The following is an 18109-nucleotide window of genomic DNA, read 5'->3' as shown; positions in this document are numbered from 1 at the left end:
CCCCGGCAGTTGCCGGAGCCGCAGGCGGCACAGGTTGGAGGCATCCGCATACCCAGAAAATGCGGAACTCCGCGTGAAGGCAGGAACTTCCGGAAGCCACCCGGGGGACCTGCCAGTGCGTGTTGGTCCTAGGAATTTCGAGTCTAGGAACTGCCCCAAGGCCGGGGCACCAGTAGGAAATACCCGAGTTTCCGGGGCCGGTACCCGCCCTGTGGCAGCGAAGCTACTCAGCCGCCGGAGGGCCAATACTTGCCAGCTGCCTGCCATTGTCGGGCCCGGAACAGGCAGGCCCACTACCAGGCATGTGCCCGGAGTGACGGCAGGGGCAGGGTAGGCGGGGACCAAGTTACCGGCGGGTAACATGGGGGCATGCACCTGCTCCTGAGAACACTGCTCATGCTCGTCCGTTCCGCCCGGCGTCCACCGCTGACCGTATGGGACCCGTCATCCCTGCCGCTGCGTGTCCTGCCCACGGACATCGACGTCGCCATGCACGTCAACAACGGCATGTACTTGTCCCTGATGGACCTGGGCCGGTTCGACCTCATGGTGCGCAGCGGCGTCTGGAAGCGGATGCGCCGCCGCGGCTGGACCCCGGTGGTGTCCGCGGAAACCATCTCCTTCCGCAAATCCCTCCAGTTGTGGCAGGACTACACGATCGAGACCAGGATCATCGGGCTGGACACCAAGGCGATCTTCTTTGAGCAGCGCATGGTGGCCGACGGCGAGATTTACGCACGTGCCTACATCGCCACCCGGCTGGTCACCAAGGCCGGACCGGTCAGCCAGGAGGAGATCATGGCGGAGTTCGGGGCCCCGCCCGCGGACCTGGTGCTCCCCGAATGGATCCACGAATGGCGCGCCTCCAGCGCCCTCCCCGGCAGCCGCACCCCGGCCCCGCACCTGTGGAACGCCAGCCGCTGAACCCGCGTGCCGGCGTCGTACTTTCCCCTATTCCCGATGACGCGGGGAGCGAACACGGGCGACAGCCGCGGCCGTGGCGCGTAGCGTAGACACATGGCTACCCTCGACATCACAGGTGAACAGTTCGCATCCACGATCGAAGGCAACGATATTGTCCTGGTCGATTTCTGGGCAGAATGGTGCGGTCCCTGCAAGCAGTTCGGCCCCACATACTCAGCAGTCTCGGAGAAGCACCCCGACGTCCTCTTCACCAAGGTGGACACCGAAGCCCAGCAGCAGCTCGCGGCGGAGGCAGGCATCACCTCCATCCCCACACTGATGGCTTTCCGCGAAAAGGTGCTGGTGTTCTCGCAGCCCGGCGCGCTGAACGCCCAGCAGCTGGAACAGGTGGTGGACGCGGTGAAGGCACTGGACATGGACGAGGTCCACGCCCATGTGGCCCGCCAGCGTGAGGAAGCGGCCACCGCGGCCAGCCAGCCATCCGGCCCCCGCGACACCACTCAGGACGGCACCCAGATCCCCGATTTCTAAGACCCGGTATTAAACAGGAATGCGGGACCTCCCTCAGGAGGTCCCGCATTCCTGCGTTAAGGCCGCGTCAGACGCGTTCCACCTTGACCGGTTCGGCCAGCAGCGCGCTGAGCGACTCGTTCAGGTCCTGTACGGCGGTGCCCTTGGAATGCTTGTCCAGGTCCTCCTCGGACGCCCACTGTTCGGTGAGGACCAGCTTTTCCTCCGTGGCTTCGGTCAACTCGTAACGGATGCAGCCTTGCTCGTTCACCACCTCATCGATCGCGATTTCCAGGGCCAGCTTGACGCGGAAGAACTCGCCTTCGTTGGGGATGAACGTTGCTATCAGGTCAATGGGTGCACTCATGGATTTCACAATACCGGGGCTGCGGAGTCGCCCCGTTCTGTTGCGGCCGTTTCCCCCGCCTGTCCTCCTTCTCCTGCCGGGATCCTGTTGGTAGCGTGCCATCATGCGTGCTTATACAGCCGGGGACACTGACGTCCCGCTCCTGGAGGAAACCATTGGTGCGAACTTTGAGCGCGTGGCCGCGCAGTTCCCCCTCCATGATGCCCTGATTGAGGCCGCGCCGGTGCCGGGCGCCGATGCCCGCCGCTGGAGCTACACCAAGATGAACGACGACGTCGACCGGCTGGCGCGTGCGCTCCTCGCCCTGGGCATCGCCAAGGGGGAGCGGGTGGGCATCTGGAGCCCCAACTGCGCCGAATGGACCCTGCTGCAGTACGCCACCGCCAAGGCGGGCGCCATCCTGGTCAACGTCAACCCGGCCTACCGCAGCCACGAACTGGAATTCGTGGTCAAGCAGAACGGCATGCGCATGCTGTTCACGGCGCCGTCGGACACCAACAGCGACTACGTGGCCATGGCACGGCAGGCCCTGCTGACCTGCCCGGACCTGCGGGAACTCGTCTTCCTCCCGGACCACGGCCTGGACGGGCTGGCAGCAGGCAACCCCCAAAGCGACGCCGAACTCACGTACGCCGAGCTGCTCAGGCGCGCGGACGACGTCGGCCACGCTGCCCTGAAGGCCCGCATGGCCGACCTCCACCCGCACGATCCCATCAACCTGCAGTACACGTCCGGGACCACCGGATTCCCCAAAGGTGCCACGCTCACGCACCACAACATCCTGAACAACGGTTACGCCATCGGCGAGCTGCTGGGGTACACCGAGCGGGACCGCGTGGTCATCCCCGTGCCGTTCTACCACTGCTTCGGCATGGTCATCGGCAACCTCAATGCGCTCAGCCACGGCGCCGCCACCATCATCCCGGGGCGGGGCTTCTCGCCGGCGGCCGCGCTGGAGGCAGTGCAGGACTTCGCCGGGACCTCCCTTTACGGGGTTCCCACCATGTTCATTGCCGAGCTCGCGTTGCCGGACTTCGGCTCCTATGACCTGTCCACGCTCCGCACCGGGGTGATGGCGGGCTCGCTGTGCCCCATCGAGGTGATGAACCGGGTGATTTCGGAGATGCACATGGTGGATGTGGCCATCTGCTACGGCATGACCGAGACCTCGCCCGTCTCCACCATGACCCGCAAGGGGGACACGCTCCAGCAGCGCACGGAGACCGTGGGCAGGACTATGCCGCAACTGGAGAGCCGGATCGTGGACCCTGCCACCGGGGAGGAACTGGAGCGCGGGCAGATCGGCGAGCTCTGCACCCGCGGTTATGCCGTGATGGCAGGGTACTGGAACCAGCCGGACAAGACGGCCGAGGCGATCGACGCCGACGGGTGGATGCACACCGGCGACCTTGCCCGGATGGACGACGACGGATACGTGGTGGTGGAGGGCCGGATCAAGGACATGGTGATCCGGGGCGGCGAAAACATCTACCCGCGCGAAATCGAGGAGTTCCTGTACACACACCCCGACATCCAGGACGTGCAGGTGATCGGGGTCCCGGATGCCAGGTTCGGCGAGGAGCTGATGGCCTGCATCATCCTCAAGCCGGGGGCCGGGCCGCTGGACGCCGGGACGCTCGCCGAGTACTGCCGGGGGCGGCTGGCTCACTATAAGATCCCGCGCTACGTGGAAGTCCGCGAGAGTTTCCCCATGACGGTCTCGGGAAAGATCCGCAAGGTCCAGATGCGCGAGGAAGCAGTGGCCCGGCTGGGGCTCTGACTATCCGGGCTGCGCCACCAGGTCGAACAGGACTTCGCCGTCGCAGATTGAGGTGATTTTGATGGTGTAGCCAGGACAAGGAGCCAGCCCCACGCCTCCGAAGTTCGCGCCATGAGCCGACCGGCCTCAGGATTGTCCATCGGGCTGCTGCACCAGGTCGAAGCGGACTTCGCCGTCGCAGATCGAGGTGATCCTGATCGTGTAGCCGTTCATCGCTGCTTCGGAGCCCAGCCTGAGGTCATGGAAGTAGACCGGAGTGGGATCCGGGGCGTCGGCAGCCAGTGAGAGGTCGGCCGTTGCAGGGGAGGCAGAGGCCTTCGTGCCAGCCAGCCCCACAGTCGGCGTGAACTTGTCGCCCTTGCTGGAATCGGGAAGCAGCGGCCATGACCCGGGAATTGAAGGGACGATACGGTAGGCGCCTGATCCAGTGCAGCTGTCAGTCATTGTGGGCTCCTCAGTGGAAACGGGCGTGGGATCTGTGGATGGACTGGGGGAGCACGCTCCTGTGCCCACGGTCAGGAGGGCGACAGCTCCCAGACGGTGAAACCGATGCAGAAGTCCCATCAGCGCACCACCGATGCGTCTTGGTACTTGTCTTTGAAGTCCTGTGGCGTCACGGCCAGGACCGGGTACTGCGAACCCCAGGGGTTCCGCAGGAGAATATTTCCTTCCGCATCCAAACCGGTAACGAAGTAGGCGTGGCTGGTGTGATAACCCTCTGGGGCACCTTGGGGCAGGTCGGCGAGGGTGGTCACCAAAGCGGGGCGCCCCTGTCTGACCGCCTCCCACACATCATCGGCAGCAGATGTGCGCGCTATGTTTGGTCCCGCCAGGTACTGGAATGCATCCGGTCCCCAGTTGCCTTCGATGGCGCGGTAGTTACCCGGCGGGTACGCCTGATCCGGGGGCGTGCCTTCCTTAGCGCCATCATTGTTGTCGTCTTCGGTGTATACCTGTGCCAGTGCTTTCTCCACGTAGGCCGGCCAGTTGCCGCCGAAACCCGCCTTGGCGCCCATCTGTGTGCCCTTGCTGTTCGCCGGCAGGTCGGAGGTGACGCTCACCCACTGCTCTTGCCCGTTCTTGTCAAACAACAGGACAGAAACGGTTCCGTTGCCGTTGTCTGTCACGTGCTCGCGGGCCCAGCCGGGATCCGCATTGATCATGGCCCCGGCGGCTGCCAGAACCACGCAGTCCCCGTACTGGCCCTGCTTGATGTCGTCAGTGCTCGGGCGTTGCCCGATTACTGGCCACTTGGGCTCCACCCACTGGTCGGGGCCGCTGGGGTCTGGGCCGCCGGGCCTGGCAGCGTCTCCCATTGCTGTTCCATCCGGCTGTGCCCACGGGATGAGGTCTTTCAGCCGGCGCACGTGCTCCCTTGACGCCTTGGACAAGAGCTGGTCGAGCAGTTGCTGCCGTTCGAAGGGAGTAGTTCCCTCGCCGTTGAACAGGCCCTTGCCGTCGGTTGCGGCGCCGCTGCCCAGGCTGCGGATCTCATCGTCGGTCAACGACTCCAGCAGCTGGTTCAGCTGGGCCGGCTTGAGCCCGGCCAGGGCATCACGGAGTTCGTTGACGTCCGTATCGTTGCCCACAAAGAAGTTGCTGCTCGACGCAGCGGCCCTGACCAGGCCCCGGAGCCTGTCCAATTCCGGCGCGGCCAGGTTGGCTTCGCCCCGGTCGGGGTGGCGAGCCACAGAATGCTCCCCGCCGGTCAGATACTCGGCTGTCGAATCCCCGCGGTCCTTGCTGGCGGGGCCTCCAGCAGCGCTGGTCCGGCTTGCCGTGCCACCGGCGCCGCTGGCGAGTTCCTGCTCATCCGCGTGCCGCCCGGCCGCTTTCCCGGCTTCCGCAAGCGCCTCGACGACTTTGCCCAGCAGGAGGCTGTGGGTACCGGCCCAGTCGTTCCGGAACGCCTCGGCGTCGGCCCCTTTCCACTGGCCCGGGTCGCGCACGTCCCTCGAAAGCGCCGTCCCGGTGGACGCCAGGCGCGCCGAGGAGGCCGTCAGGGCCTTTCCCAGGGCGCGAAGTTGGGCGACGTCCGCCCCATAAATGCCTGCCATTGTTCCCCCAAATCAGTCCCAGCCTCCAACAGCTTATGCGGCGGCGGACAAAGGCGGGATGGGGAGAACTGCCCCTAGCCCTCCAGGGAGACCCTGGAGGTGCGGCGTGATAACTGGATAATCGCAAGGGCAGCCAGGACGACTCCTGCCAGCCCTACCGCTGCCAAGAGCTGCCGGGAGAGGCCTTCAGGTGCCTTCAGGGCTCGGAGGGCAGCTCGCCCGCCGCGTCCCCGGTCCGCGCTGGTGACCTCGTTGGCACGGATATTCCACTCCTCTTGGGAGGGAAAGATTCCGGGTGGGAGCTGCACCTCGCGCAGTTCCCGCCGGGCGGCGAGCCGCTCGCGGACCTCCGGGTTCGGGGCCGGTTCCAGATCGTCGGCTGCTATGGCCGTGGGGTAGTCGATGATGTAGGGCTCACCGTAAAACGCCGAGGACGCCACGGACTCCACCCAAGTTGCAGGCGGTGCCGCAACGCCCCGGGCGGCAAAGGCTGACAGCAGCATTTCCCGGATCTCCTGCAAGCCCCTGCCTCCGGCGTCGCGCGACACGTCGAAGATGGCCAGCTGCAGCCTAAGCTTCTCCTCTGCGTCCGGATCCTGGGCGTCCGGATCCAGGACGGCGGGATCCTGCGACGTTCCGGGCACAGCCTCGGAGTTTGGGTCGGTGCTGCCTGTTTCGGAGCTCATGGGATCCTTTCGGTCGACGTTGCCTGCCAGCCTGGTGCCGTCCAACCGGACGGGTGTGGCACCCCGCGGAGCGCCCTATACCGGTTCCGTACCCTCTGGCACGGAGATCAAGCGTTTCCAGGCGGCCGGAAGTGCCGTGCAGGTCAGTGCCCCCGGTGGTCCTGGATGGTCATCCGCGGGCCGAAGGCGGGCTTGCGGAAGCCCGTGGCCTGGATCATCCGGACCACGCGCTGGCGGTGCCCCCGCCAGGGCTCCAAAAGGCGGAGCATCCCGGCGTCGTCGGTCCGGCGTCCGGTCAGTGCGGCCCCCACGTAGGCCGCGAGGTGGTAGTCGCCCACCGAGATCGAGTCTGGGCAGCCGTGGGTGCGCTGCACCACCTCGGCCGCGGTCCACGCCCCAATCCCCGGGATGACCTGCATCTTCTCCGCTGCCTCCAGCGCCGGCAGCGCCGCGAGGCGTTCAAGCGCGGCGGCGGAACGCAGGGCGCGCATGACGGTGGCGGAGCGCTGCGGTCCCACCCCGGCCTTGTGCCACTCCCAGCTGGGAACCTGCAGCCACTGGGTGGCCGTCGGTGCCACGACCAGGGTGGGCGGCGTGGACGTCCCGGCCGGGGGCGCCGGAGTCCCGTAGCGGTGCACCAGGTAGCGGTAGGCACGCCGGGCCTCGATCACCGTCACCTTCTGTTCCAGGATGATCGGGACCAGCTGGTCCACCATGCGGCCGCTTGAAGGCAGCCGGACCGCCCGGCTCCGGAGCCGGGCTTCCCGCACAATGCGCGGCAGCGTGGCATGGAAGGACGGTTCATCGAAACCCCGCCAGTCGTCGTCGGCCCCCAGGAGCCGGGGCGCTGCCTTCACCGCCGAAGCGGCGCCGGGGCCCCACGCCTGGATGTCCACCAGGGGCCCGCCTGCTTCGCCGCCCGCCGGGGCGAGCCGCATGGTTGCCGGGCCGGCCGGCGTCGTCAACGCATTCCAGATGACGTCACCCTGCACGCAGAAGGAAGGATCGCTGTTGCCGCGCAGGAGCGGCCCAAGGGTGCGGGAAAGGCTGTAGGGGGCCTCCGGATACCACCGCAGGGACACGTCCGCCGCGGCTGCCAGCCGGGGAGGTGCCTCTGCAATCGTCATGTCTTCCATCGTCCCACGGACCACTGACAGCAGCGGGACATCCGGGCGGACCTGGCAGTAAACCCAGGGCAGGAATGCGGCCGGAAGCAAAGGCAGAACGGCCCTAATTCCGCGGGCGCGCAAACCCTAGAATCCACTCCGTGGTGCGGAACCAATTGGGCCGCATCGGACGCGGCAGGAGGGCCACGATGGGCGGAGTAGTGCATTTCGAGATCCCGGCGGATGACCGGGAGCGGGCCAGGAAGTTTTACCAGGAAGCGCTGGACTGGCGGATAGAACCGGTGCCGGGGATGGACTACAGCATGGTCATCACCGCGGATATGGATGACAACGGCCAGCCGGTGGCGGCCGGTGCCATCAACGGCGGAATGATGGCCAGGGAGGGGCAGATCACCCACCCGGTCATCACCGTGGACGTCCCGGACATCAACGCGACGCTGAAGAGGGTTGAGCAGCTGGGCGGGTCGGTGGTCATGCCCAAAAACGAGATTCCCGGCATGGGCTACACGGCCTACTTCAAGGATTCCGAGGGCAACGTGATGGGGCTCTGGGAGAATCTGCCCGCCGAAGGGGAACCACGCCGGGACACCTGACTTCGGCTGCTGGGCCGTTCGCGGCATCCCGGAGACCAGCCACAGCGCCAGGACGGCCAGGGGCACCGTCAGCGTTATGGCCACCAGGCCCTGCCGCCACGGCGGCGCCGGGCAGCAGGTAGCTCCGGGCGGCTTTGAGCCATGCGAACTGCTTCACCGGCCTATCCTCGCACCCCGGGCAGGGAGCGCCGCGCAGGAAGCGGTAGCTTTGTACCTATGAAGTACGCCCAGTCCATCCTGGACCTCATCGGCAATACCCCGCTCATCAAACTCAACCATGTGACCGAAGGCATCAAAGCCACTGTCCTGGTCAAACTTGAGTACCTGAACCCGGGCGGATCCATCAAGGACCGCATCGCGGCGCAGATGATTGAGGACGCCGAACGCGAGGGCAAGCTGAAGCCCGGCGGCACCATCGTTGAGCCCACCTCCGGCAACACCGGGGTGGGCCTGGCACTGGTGGCCCAGCAGAAGGGCTACAAGTGCATCTTCGTGGTCCCGGACAAGGTGGGCGAGGACAAGCGTGCCGTGCTGCAGGCGTACGGCGCGGAAGTGGTGGTCACGCCCACGTCCGTCCCGCCGGACAGCCCGCAAAGCTACTACGGCGTCTCGGACCGGATCACCCGGGAGACCCCGGGCGCCTACAAGCCTGACCAGTTCTCCAACCCGGCCGCACCTGGCAGCCACTACAAGACCACAGGCCCGGAAATCTGGCGCGACACCGACGGCTTGGTCACGCACTGCGTCATCGGCGCCGGCACGGGCGGCACCATCACCGGCACCGGGCGGTACCTCAAGGAGGTCTCGGCGGACCGGCCGGAGTCCGACGGCGGCGTGGTCCATATCATCGGCGCGGACCCCGCGGGCTCGGTCTACTCAGGCGGCACCGGGCGGCCCTACTTCGTGGAGGGCGTCGGCGAGGACATGTGGCCGGCGAACTACGACAAGACCATCCCGGACGACGTGATCGCCGTCAGCGACGCCGATTCCTTTGCCATGACCCGCCGGCTGGCCCGGGAAGAGGGGCTGCTGGTGGGCGGTTCCTCCGGAATGGCCGTAGTAGCCGCACTCCAGGCGGCGCGGGACCTGCCGGAAAGCGCCGTCGTCGTGGTCATCCTCCCCGACTCCGGACGCGGTTACCTGGCCAAGATCTTCAACGACCAGTGGATGCGCTCCTACGGTTTCCTCTCCGGCGGCGAGGAAACCTCGGTGGGGGAGGTCATAAAGTCCAAGAACGGCGAACTGCCCGACCTGGTCCACATCCACCCCAACGAGTCGGTCCGCGACGTCATCAACATCATGAACGAGTTCGGTGTCAGCCACATCCCGGTGCTGTCGCAGGAACCGCCGGTGGTCATGGGCGAGGTCCTCGGCGCGGTGGACGAGCGTACGCTGACCGCCAAGCTGTTCCGCGGCGAAGCCAAGCTGACGGACAAGATCTCCGAGCACATGGGCCCCAAGCTGCCCGTCATCGGATCGCTGGAAACCATCTCCGCTGCCAGGGAACTGCTGTCCGACACGGACACCCTGATGGTCACGTTCGTGGGTGCACCCGTTGGCATCCTCACCCGGCACGACCTGCTGGCCTACCTCAGCAACTGATTCTGCATAAAGGAGCACCCATGCCTGCCTCTGAAAACCAAGGTTTCAATACCCGCGCCGTCCACGCCGGCCAGGAGTTTGAGCCCCGCACCGGGGCCGTGGTGCCGCCGCTGCACTTCAGCTCCACCTACGCCCAGGACGGGATTGGCGGTCTGCGCAGCGGCTACGAATACGGGCGCGGCGGGAACCCCACCAGGGACGCGCTGCAGGAACAGCTCGCGGCGCTGGAACTGGGCACCCACGCCTACAGCTTCAGCTCCGGCCTGGCCGCGGAGGACGCCCTCATCCGCGCTCTCACGCGCCCCGGGGACCACATCGTGCTGGGTAACGACGCCTACGGCGGCACCTACCGGCTGATCAGCCGGGTGCTCGGCGACTGGGGGATCGGCAACACCCCCGTGGACATGGCCAACCTGGACATGGTCCGCGACGCCGTGGCCTCCCACAAGACCCGCTTCCTGTGGGTGGAGACGCCCTCCAACCCGCTGATGAAGATCACCGACATCGCGGCGCTCGCGGACATCGCGCACGACGCCGGGGCCCTCCTGGTGGTGGACAACACCTTCGCGTCCCCCTACCTGCAGACCCCGCTCGCCCTGGGCGCCGACGTCGTGGTCCATTCCACCACCAAGTACATCGGCGGCCACTCTGACGTGGTGGGCGGTGCCGTGGTGGTGAAGGACGCGGAGCTGGCGGAGAAGATCGGCTTCGTGCAGTTCGCCGTCGGTGCCGTGTCCGGGCCCATGGACGCGTTCCTGACCACGCGCGGCCTGAAGACCCTGGGCGTCCGCATGGACCGGCACAGCGAGAACGGCCAGGCCGTGGCCGAATGGCTGCTGGAACGCCCGGAGGTGGAGGCCGTCCTGTATCCGGGCCTGCCCACCCACCCCGGCCACGAGCTCGCCAAGAAGCAGATGCGGAAGTTCGGCGGGATGGTCTCCGTGCAGTTCAAGGGCGGTGAGGCGGCGGCCCGGAAGGTGGCGGAATCCACCTCGGTGTTCACCCTCGCGGAGTCCCTGGGCGGCATCGAGTCCCTCATGAACTACCCCTCCGAAATGACCCACGCGTCAGTCAAGGGCACCGAGCTGGCCGTCCCGGTCAACCTGCTCCGGCTGTCCTGCGGCATCGAGGACGTGGAGGACCTGATCGCCGACCTGGACCAGGCCTTCTCCGCCATCCCGTAACGCGTTGCTGGGGTATGGCTTTCTTGAAAGAAGCCAGCTAGGGTTTTCCCTATGCCTCTTCGCTCCGACTGGTCCCAACGCAGCTGCAGCATGGCCCGCGGCCTGGACATCCTCGGCGACCCCTGGTCCATCCTGGTGCTGCGCGAGGTGTTCTTCGGAAACGGCCGCTTCGACGCCATGAAGAACCGGCTGGAGGTGGCGGACTCGGTGCTCACCAAACGCCTGGCAGGCCTGGTTGAGTCCGGGCTGCTGGCCAGGAAGGCATACGACGACGGCGGCCGCACACGCCACGAGTACGTGCTCACTCCCAAGGGTGAGGACGCGCTCCCGGTCCTGAACGCGGTCACCATCTGGGCCGAAAAGCACTTGCCCGCGCCCTCGGACCAGGCGCACCTGTACGTGATCCACACCGGCTGCGGGGAACCCACCACCTCGGCGGACACCTGCACCCGGTGTGGCGAACGGCTGACGGCCGCCAACACCAGCTGGCACAGCCGGTCCAGGTCCGACCAGCCCATCCCGTTATCCACCGCATCGGGGACGGGAGCGGTTTCGTGAGCACTCTGCCTAAAGAAACAGCCGACATTCCAGCGGCGGTCGCCCTTCAGCCGAACGGCCCGCGCCGGCGCCTGCACCCGGCCTGGACCGTCGCCGGCGTGGCCTTCCTTGCCCTGGTGGGAGCAGCCGGATTCCGGGCGGCCCCCGGCGTCCTCATGGTTCCGCTCCAGCAGGAGTTCGGCTGGTCCACCACGGTCCTCTCGGCAGCCGTCAGCATCAACCTGGTGCTCTTCGGCCTCACGGCCCCGTTCGCCGCTGCCCTGATGGAACGGTTCGGCATCCGGGCTGTCACCGCAACGGCCCTGGTGCTGATCGGTGCCGGCAGCGCCCTGACGGTGCTGGTCAACCAGTCCTGGCAGATCCTGCTGACGTGGGGCCTGCTGATCGGGCTCGGGACCGGCTCCATGGCCCTGGTCTTCGCCGCCACCATCGCCAACAACTGGTTTGCGAAAAGCCGGGGACTGGTTATCGGCATCCTGACAGCCGGCAGCGCCGCCGGCCAGTTGGTCTTCCTGCCCTTCATCGCCCTCCTCGCGCAGGATCCGGGGTGGCGCCAGGCTTCCCTGCTGATCGCCGCCGGTGCGCTCGCCGTGGTCCCGCTGGTGCTGAAGTTCCTCAAGAACTCACCCGCCGACGCCGGAGTGCTGCCGTATGGCGCGGAAGTGATGACCGTTGAAGACCCGGCAGGCTCCACAAAAGCTCCGGAAGATGGCCGGCGCAGCAACGCCGCCGTCCGGGCCCTCCAGGTCCTCAAGCGGGCCAGCAGGGTACGCACATTCTGGGCGCTCGCGGCCGGATTCGCCATCTGCGGCGCCACCACCAACGGCCTGATCGGCACCCACTTCATCCCCTCCGCCCATGACCACGGCATGCCCGAAACCACCGCCGCGGGGCTGCTCGCCGTCGTCGGAATTTTCGACATCATCGGAACCATCGCCTCAGGCTGGCTGACCGACCGCTTCAACCCCCGCATCCTGCTGGCCGTCTACTACCAGTTCCGCGGCATCGGCCTGCTGGTGCTCCCGCTGCTGCTCAACGCCGAGGTGCAGCCCAGCATCATCGTGTTCGTCGTGATCTACGGCCTGGACTGGGTGGCCACCGTTCCCCCCACGGCCGCCATCTGCCGCGAAACGTTCGGCGCTGACGGCAGCGTGGTCTTCGGCTGGGTCTTCGCGGCCCACCAACTGGGCGCCGCCGCGGCAGCCATCGCCGCCGGCGCCCTGCGGGACGCCACCGGCCACTACACCTACGCCTGGTTCGGGGCAGCCGCCATGTGCACCATTGCCGCGGTCATCAGTGCCACCATCCGCCGGAACCGCAGTTCGCGGGAAGCGGAGCCGGCAGCGGCCTGAAGCAGGCCCCCGTTAGGCTGGTCCGATGGAACCCGTCACACCCGTCCCTGCCCGCCCCGTTGCCATGGTCACCGGTGTAGGGCGGCTGGCCGGCATCGGCGCCGGCATTGCCCGGCAGCTCGCGGCAGACGGCTGGGACCTGGCGCTGTCCTACTGGGCCGACTACGACGCCCGCATGCCCTGGGGGAGCGAACCCGAGGACGTGGTCCGCCTCACCGCCGAGCTGGAGGCCATCGGCGCCAAGGTCCATGTCCTGTCAGCCGATCTCCAGGACCCCGGCGTCCCGGACCGGCTCGTGGCGGAGGCCGCGCAGCTGGCCGGCCCGCTGCAGGGCCTGGTGCTCAGCCACGCGGAGTCGGTGGATTCAGGCGTGCTGGACACCAGCGTGGAGTCCTTTGACCGGCACTTCGCGGTTAACACCCGCGCCAGCTGGCAGTTGATTGCTGCCTTTGCACGGCAGACAACGGACGACGGCGGTGCGATCGTTGCGCTGACCAGTGACCACACGGCGTTCAACCTTCCCTACGGTGCCTCGAAGGGGGCCCTGGACAGGATCGTGATTGCCGCGGCCCGCGAGCTGGGTCCGCAGGGGATCTCGGCGAACGTGCTCAACCCGGGGCCGGTGGATACCGGCTGGATGACCCCGGAGATCCGCGCGGAGCTCACCGCGCGCCAGCCCACCGGCAGGCTGGGCACCCCGGCCGACGTCGCCGGGACCGTGGCGTTCCTTCTGTCCCCGGCCGGCCGGTGGGTGTCCGGGCAGCTGATCAAGGCCGACGGCGGCTTCTCGGCCTAACCGAAGATCAGTGGAAGGCGTCCAGGCCGGTGATGTGCCGGCCGAGGATCAGGGTGTGCACCTCGTCCGTGCCCTCATACGTCCGGACCGACTCCAGGTTCGCGGCATGCCGCAGCGGTGAGTAATCCGTGGTGATGCCATTGCCGCCCAGGATGGACCGCGCCTCCCGCGCCACAGCAATCGCTTCCCGGACGTTGTTCAGCTTGCCAAGCGAAATCTGCTCCGGCCGGATGCTTCCCGCATCCTTGAGCCGGCCCAGGTGCAGCGCCAGCAGGGTGCCCTTCTGGATTTCCACCAGCATGTTCACCAGCTTTTCCTGCGTGAGCTGGTAGCCGGCCAGCGGCTTGCCGAACTGCAGCCGCTCCTGCGAGTACGCCAGCGCAGCCTCGTAGGAGTCCCGGGCCGCGCCCAAGGCCCCCCAGGCGATCCCGTACCGGGCCTCGTTCAGGCAGGTGAATGGGCCACGCAGCCCGCGCGCACCCGGGAGCAGGGCCTCGGGACCCAGCCGGACGCCGTCGAACACCACATCGCACTGGATGGAGGCGCGCATCGACAGCTTCTGCTGGATGGGCGTGGCGGTCACCCCGGGAGTACCGGCCGGCACCAGGAAGCCGTGCACGCCGTCGTCCGTCATGGCCCACACCACCATCACACCGGCCACGGAGGCCAACCCGATCCAGCGCTTGGCGCCGTTGAGCACCCAGCCGGCGTCCTCGCCAGTGCCGTCCCGCTCAGCAAAGGTGGCCATGGCGGCGGGATCCGAACCGGCGGTGGGCTCAGTCAGGGCAAAGCACCCGATCACCTCCCCGGCGGCCATCCGCGGCAGCCACTCCTGCTTCTGCTCTTCGGACCCCCAGGTGTGGATGGCCGTCATGGCCAGCGAGCCCTGGACGGACACGAAGGTGCGGATGCCGGAATCGCCGGCCTCCAGTTCCATCGCCGCGAGGCCGTATTCGACGGCGGACCGGCCGGGGCAGCCGTAGCCCTCCAGGTGCATGCCGAGGACCCCGAGTTCACCGAGCTCCGGGGCCAGGTCCAGGGGAAAGAAGGCGTCGTCATACCAGCGGGCGATCTCCGGCTTGATCCGCTGGTTGGTAAAGTCACGGACCTTCTGCCGGAGTTCCAGTTCCCCGGCCGAGAGCAGGGAATCCAGGTCCAGGACGTCGGACGGGCCGGCCGTCATGACTGTTTCCCTACGAAGTAGCCGCGGGTGGACGGCAGGAAACGGCAGACGACGGCGAGGACCACGCCCAGCGCCAGCAGCAGCACACCGCTCACAAAGGCACCGCCGACGCCGAAGATCCGGGTGTCACCGTAGGCCGGGTCCCACATCTGCACCGCCGAGATAAAGAACGCCGCGGTCAGCAGCAGCGCCCCGGCCAGGGGCAGGACGCCGCGGAACCAGAGGTTGCGCGCCGATTCCCGAAGCGTTCCACGGAAGTACCAGAAGCAGGCGAAGCCGGTCAGCGCGTAGTAGAACGCGATGAACAGGCTGATGGCACTGATGGAGTCAGCCAGCAGGTTTTCGCTCAGGAAGCTCATGGCCACGTAGTAGGCCGCCGCCGCGCCGCCCATCACCCGGGTGGAAAAACCCGGCGTCTGGTTTCGCGGGTGCACCTCCGCGAACTTTGCCGGCAGCGCCCCGTGGACACCCATGGAGAGCGTTCCGCGGGCCGTGGGCAGGATGGTGGTCTGGGTGGAGGACAGGACAGACGCCAGAACCGCGACGACGATCAGCCAGCCCCATGGGCCCAGCACCACGTCCTTCATGGCCAGGAACACGTCGTCCTGGTTGGCCTCGTTGCCCAGGCCGATCCCCTCGGAGCCCACGGTGGCGTACATCATCACCAGCAGGGCCACGGATACGTAGATTGCCACCAGGACGAACGCCGAAATCACGGCGCCGCGGCCGGGGGTGGTGGACGGGTTCTCGGTCTCCTCGTTCACGGCAAGGCAGGTGTCCCAGCCCCAGTAGATGAACAGGGCAAGCAGCGCCCCGTGCACCACGGCACCGGGATCGGCGAAGGCGGCTGCGGGGTTGAACCACTCGAGGTCGAAGGCTTGCCCCTCGGGCGCCCCGCCCACGATCCGCACCACAATGGCAAGCGCGAAGATGCCCAGGGCAATGTACTGAACGTAGGTCAGCACCCGCTGGACGTGCTCGCCGAGCCGGATCCCGCGGTAGTTCACCAGGGTCATGAGGATGATGAACGCCAGCCCTGTGCCGGTGACCAGTACTTTGTTCTCCGCCAGGGACCCGTCGCCAACCAGCAGCCACAGATACTGTCCTGCCACCTGTGCCAGGTTGGCCAGGACCACGATGCCGGCAAGTGCCACGCCCCAGCCGCCCAGCCAGCCCGCCCAGGGGCCGAAGGCCCGGCGGGACCAGGTGAAGGTGGTGCCGCAGTCCGGGATGGCGCTGTTGAGCTCGCGGAAGGCGTAGGCGATGAACAGGACCGGAATGAAGCCCAGCAGCAGGATCAGGGGAGTGTAGTTGCCGTTGACTGCCACGATGAGGCCCAGGGTGGCGGCCAGCGAATAGACCGGAGCGGTGGAGGCCAGGCCCAGCATCACCGAGTCGCCCAGGTCCAGGATGCCGGCCCGCAACCCCTTGGCGGGCACCGGGGTGCCGGTCCCGCGCCCGGGGCCGCCCGTCGTCGTCATGTCCGTGCTCATGCTGTCACCGGTTTCATAGAACGATTCCTGCCTTGGTGGTATCGGTCACCGCGGAAAGCGGCGCCGGCGCGTCAATGGTGTTGGGGACGAAGCGGCAGAAGTAGTCGGTGACCGGCCCGTCCGATTCCCGGATGCCGCAGCCCACGGACTCGCCGTCCACCACCCACAGGCCCAGGACGGGGTGGTTGCCGTCGAAGTCCGGCAGTGGGTGGTACTGCTGGTAGCACCAGCCCTCACGGCCATAGCCGCCGGGCTGTTCCAAGCTGATTCCACCCGCATGGATCCGGATGTTGTCGCCTTCGCGGCCGTGGAGGGGCTTGGCCACCCATTCCTTCAGCGGCCCCGGATCGGTGAGGTAGGCAGGCAGCAGGTTGGGATGGTTGGGGTAGAGGTGCCACAGGGCGGCGAGCAGGGCCTTGTTGGAGAGCAGCATCTTCCAGGCAGGCTCCACCCAGCGGGGGTTGTGCGCCCGCTCCAGGAGGCGGGGCCCGAATTCCTCCCTCATCATCAGCTCCCAAGGGTAGAGCTTGAAGATGGTGCTGATCAGAAAGTTATCCAGGTCCACGAAGCGGTTCAGGTTGGGGTCCCAGCCGATATCGGACATATTGATCCCAATGGTGGTCCACCCGGCCTGGCTGGCGACGTCGCGCATGTAGGCCGCGGTCATCCAGTCCTCGCCTGATTCCTCCACCTCCGAATGGGCAACGTGGAGGGTGCTCATGCCGGTGCGGTACTGGAACTTCTTCCACTGCCGGATCAGGGCTTCATGGATGCCGTTCCATTGATCCTTCTCCGGGTGGACGTCCTGCAGCCAGAACCATTGGGCGACGGCGGCCTCGATGAGTCCGGTGGGGGTGTCGGCGTTGTATTCGAGCATCTTGGCCGGACCGCCCCGGCCGTCATAGATGAAGTCGAACCGGCCGTACACATCCACGTCGCCGGCCTGCAGCGAGTCAGCCGCCAGTTCCAGGGCCTGCGGGCCAATGCCGATGCTGCCCATGGCGCCGGTGGCCAGGAATTTCGCGGCCTCCAGGCACATCCGGTGCATGTCTTCGGCCACCACCTCAAGGGTCTCCACCTCGTCCATGGTGAATTCGTAGTACGCGGATTCGTTCCAGTACTCGATCCGGCGCCCGTCATCCATGGTGGTGGTGGAAAATACCAGGCCCTGCTCTTCGATCTTCTGCTTCCAGCCGGGACGGGGCTCGGACAACATCCTCTTCATCCGTCAGCCTCCCGAAACCTTGCCGCCGCCACCACTTGAGCCGCTCTTGGCGCTGGAGCCGAAACCTCCGCGGCTGACAGTGCCGCCCTGGCTGCTGTAGCCGGTGGAGGCCTTGGCCCCGCTGGGAACAGTCCTGGTGAAATTGGGCGCGGTTGACCGGTTCTGCCCTATCGGCGGGACATAGGCGCCACGGGAGAAGAAATACCAGGCGTAGATCCCGCCACCCCTCCCTGCCGAACTGTCGCAGTTCCTGTCCTCCACGCGCTCGCCGGTTTCGTCGTTGAAGCACACCTGTGCGTATTCGGGGTCGTCCTCATTGCTGGCCACCACCGCCGTGATGGTTCCGGCCAGGAGTGCCGTCACGCCCAGGCCCACCACCACCGTGCGCCGCTGGGAACGCTTCTTCCGGGCGGCCGCCTCGTTCAGCTGTTTTTCCCGCTCCCGTGCGAACGGGTCCACAGGGGTGACGGGTTCATTGAGAAGCTCGGGGCGCAGGTCCGGCTTGGGGACCTGCCAGGGCGGAGGCTTGGCGGTGGTGCCCGCGCCGGATTCCGGAGGCTCCTGCCCGGAGGCTCCGCCCGGCCCTTTGTCCTGCGCTTTGTTGGGGTCCTCGTTCGGGTCCATGGTGTTTGAATCCACAGCGTCCCCTTCAGTTGTCCACGTGAATTGGGC

At 67.0% G+C, this 18109-nt stretch carries 18 protein-coding genes; 9 read left to right on the top strand and 9 right to left on the bottom strand.

Features of this window, described 5'->3' with window-relative positions; all coding sequences use genetic code 11:
- Positions 1 to 369 precede the first annotated feature (369 nt).
- Together FBY36_RS03180 and FBY36_RS03175 are read left to right on the top strand one after the other, a co-directional pair.
- Positions 370 to 924 carry an acyl-CoA thioesterase gene (locus FBY36_RS03180; RefSeq protein ID WP_142117309.1) on the top strand — a complete coding sequence of 185 codons (555 nt, stop codon included), beginning with the start codon at positions 370 to 372 and terminating at the stop codon, positions 922 to 924.
- Positions 925 to 1017: 93 nt separating this feature from the next.
- A complete protein-coding gene (locus FBY36_RS03175) occupies positions 1018 to 1455 on the top strand; it encodes a thioredoxin family protein (RefSeq protein WP_142117308.1) in 438 nt (145 codons plus the stop codon).
- Positions 1456 to 1522: 67 nt separating this feature from the next.
- Here the strand turns inward: FBY36_RS03175 and FBY36_RS03170 are convergent, their stop codons facing one another.
- Positions 1523 to 1801 carry a putative quinol monooxygenase gene (locus tag FBY36_RS03170; protein WP_142117307.1) on the bottom strand — a complete coding sequence of 93 codons (279 nt, stop codon included), beginning with the start codon at positions 1799 to 1801 and terminating at the stop codon, positions 1523 to 1525.
- A gap of 103 nt (positions 1802 to 1904) precedes the next feature.
- On the opposite strand from FBY36_RS03170, the gene FBY36_RS03165 reads away from it, so the two are divergent.
- Positions 1905 to 3581 carry an AMP-binding protein gene (locus FBY36_RS03165; protein ID WP_142117306.1) on the top strand — a complete coding sequence of 559 codons (1677 nt, stop codon included), beginning with the start codon at positions 1905 to 1907 and terminating at the stop codon, positions 3579 to 3581.
- A 126-nt stretch (positions 3582 to 3707) separates the two neighbouring features.
- Here FBY36_RS03165 and FBY36_RS03160 read toward each other — a convergent pair whose 3' ends face one another.
- From FBY36_RS03160 to FBY36_RS03145, 4 genes are all read right to left on the bottom strand, one after another.
- Complete coding sequence (locus FBY36_RS03160; protein ID WP_142117305.1) at positions 3708 to 4025, bottom strand: hypothetical protein; 318 nt, start codon at positions 4023 to 4025, stop codon at positions 3708 to 3710.
- A 119-nt stretch (positions 4026 to 4144) separates the two neighbouring features.
- On the bottom strand, positions 4145 to 5638 hold the full coding sequence (locus FBY36_RS03155) for a C2 family cysteine protease (RefSeq protein ID WP_142117304.1): 1494 nt from the start codon (positions 5636 to 5638) through the stop codon (positions 4145 to 4147).
- Positions 5639 to 5712: 74 nt separating this feature from the next.
- Positions 5713 to 6324: a hypothetical protein gene (locus FBY36_RS03150; RefSeq protein WP_142117303.1), complete on the bottom strand. Its 612-nt coding sequence runs from the start codon at positions 6322 to 6324 to the stop codon at positions 5713 to 5715.
- Positions 6325 to 6467: 143 nt separating this feature from the next.
- Positions 6468 to 7451 carry a DNA-3-methyladenine glycosylase family protein gene (locus tag FBY36_RS03145; protein WP_142117302.1) on the bottom strand — a complete coding sequence of 328 codons (984 nt, stop codon included), beginning with the start codon at positions 7449 to 7451 and terminating at the stop codon, positions 6468 to 6470.
- Between the two features lie 188 nt (positions 7452 to 7639).
- On the opposite strand from FBY36_RS03145, the gene FBY36_RS03140 reads away from it, so the two are divergent.
- From FBY36_RS03140 to FBY36_RS03110, 6 genes are all read left to right on the top strand, one after another.
- A complete protein-coding gene (locus tag FBY36_RS03140; RefSeq protein ID WP_142122453.1) occupies positions 7640 to 8044 on the top strand; it encodes a VOC family protein in 405 nt (134 codons plus the stop codon).
- A gap of 216 nt (positions 8045 to 8260) precedes the next feature.
- Positions 8261 to 9646 (top strand): cystathionine beta-synthase, encoded by a 1386-nt coding sequence (locus FBY36_RS03130; RefSeq protein WP_142117300.1) that lies wholly within the window; start codon positions 8261 to 8263, stop codon positions 9644 to 9646.
- Positions 9647 to 9666: 20 nt separating this feature from the next.
- Entirely contained in the window at positions 9667 to 10830 is a 1164-nt protein-coding gene (locus tag FBY36_RS03125) for a cystathionine gamma-synthase (protein WP_142117299.1), read from the top strand.
- A gap of 51 nt (positions 10831 to 10881) precedes the next feature.
- Positions 10882 to 11388 (top strand): winged helix-turn-helix transcriptional regulator, encoded by a 507-nt coding sequence (locus tag FBY36_RS03120; RefSeq protein ID WP_142117298.1) that lies wholly within the window; start codon positions 10882 to 10884, stop codon positions 11386 to 11388.
- Entirely contained in the window at positions 11385 to 12740 is a 1356-nt protein-coding gene (locus FBY36_RS03115; protein ID WP_142117297.1) for an MFS transporter, read from the top strand. The genes FBY36_RS03120 and FBY36_RS03115 overlap by 4 nt, the downstream gene beginning before the upstream one ends.
- A gap of 25 nt (positions 12741 to 12765) precedes the next feature.
- On the top strand, positions 12766 to 13536 hold the full coding sequence (locus FBY36_RS03110; protein WP_142117296.1) for an SDR family oxidoreductase: 771 nt from the start codon (positions 12766 to 12768) through the stop codon (positions 13534 to 13536).
- Between the two features lie 7 nt (positions 13537 to 13543).
- Here the strand turns inward: FBY36_RS03110 and FBY36_RS03105 are convergent, their stop codons facing one another.
- From FBY36_RS03105 to FBY36_RS03090, 4 genes are read right to left on the bottom strand one after another with little or no spacing between them, the layout of a single operon-like run.
- Complete coding sequence (locus FBY36_RS03105) at positions 13544 to 14719, bottom strand: acyl-CoA dehydrogenase family protein (RefSeq protein WP_142117295.1); 1176 nt, start codon at positions 14717 to 14719, stop codon at positions 13544 to 13546.
- The gene (locus FBY36_RS03100; RefSeq protein WP_142117294.1) at positions 14716 to 16212 is read right to left on the bottom strand and encodes an APC family permease; all 1497 of its coding nucleotides are present in this window, start codon (positions 16210 to 16212) and stop codon (positions 14716 to 14718) included. Before FBY36_RS03100 ends, FBY36_RS03105 begins: the two co-directional genes overlap by 4 nt.
- 13 nt (positions 16213 to 16225) lie before the next feature.
- Positions 16226 to 17437, bottom strand: a complete 1212-nt coding sequence (locus FBY36_RS03095) for a glutathionylspermidine synthase family protein (RefSeq protein ID WP_142117293.1) — start codon at positions 17435 to 17437, stop codon at positions 16226 to 16228.
- 3 nt (positions 17438 to 17440) lie between these two features.
- Complete coding sequence (locus FBY36_RS03090) at positions 17441 to 18061, bottom strand: Tat pathway signal protein (protein ID WP_200830556.1); 621 nt, start codon at positions 18059 to 18061, stop codon at positions 17441 to 17443.
- Between the last annotated feature and the right edge of the window lie 48 nt (positions 18062 to 18109).

The sequence above is a fragment of the Arthrobacter sp. SLBN-122 genome (assembly GCF_006715165.1).
GTDB lineage: Bacteria > Actinomycetota > Actinomycetes > Actinomycetales > Micrococcaceae > Arthrobacter.
This window is presented reverse-complemented; position numbering and strand designations above follow the sequence as displayed.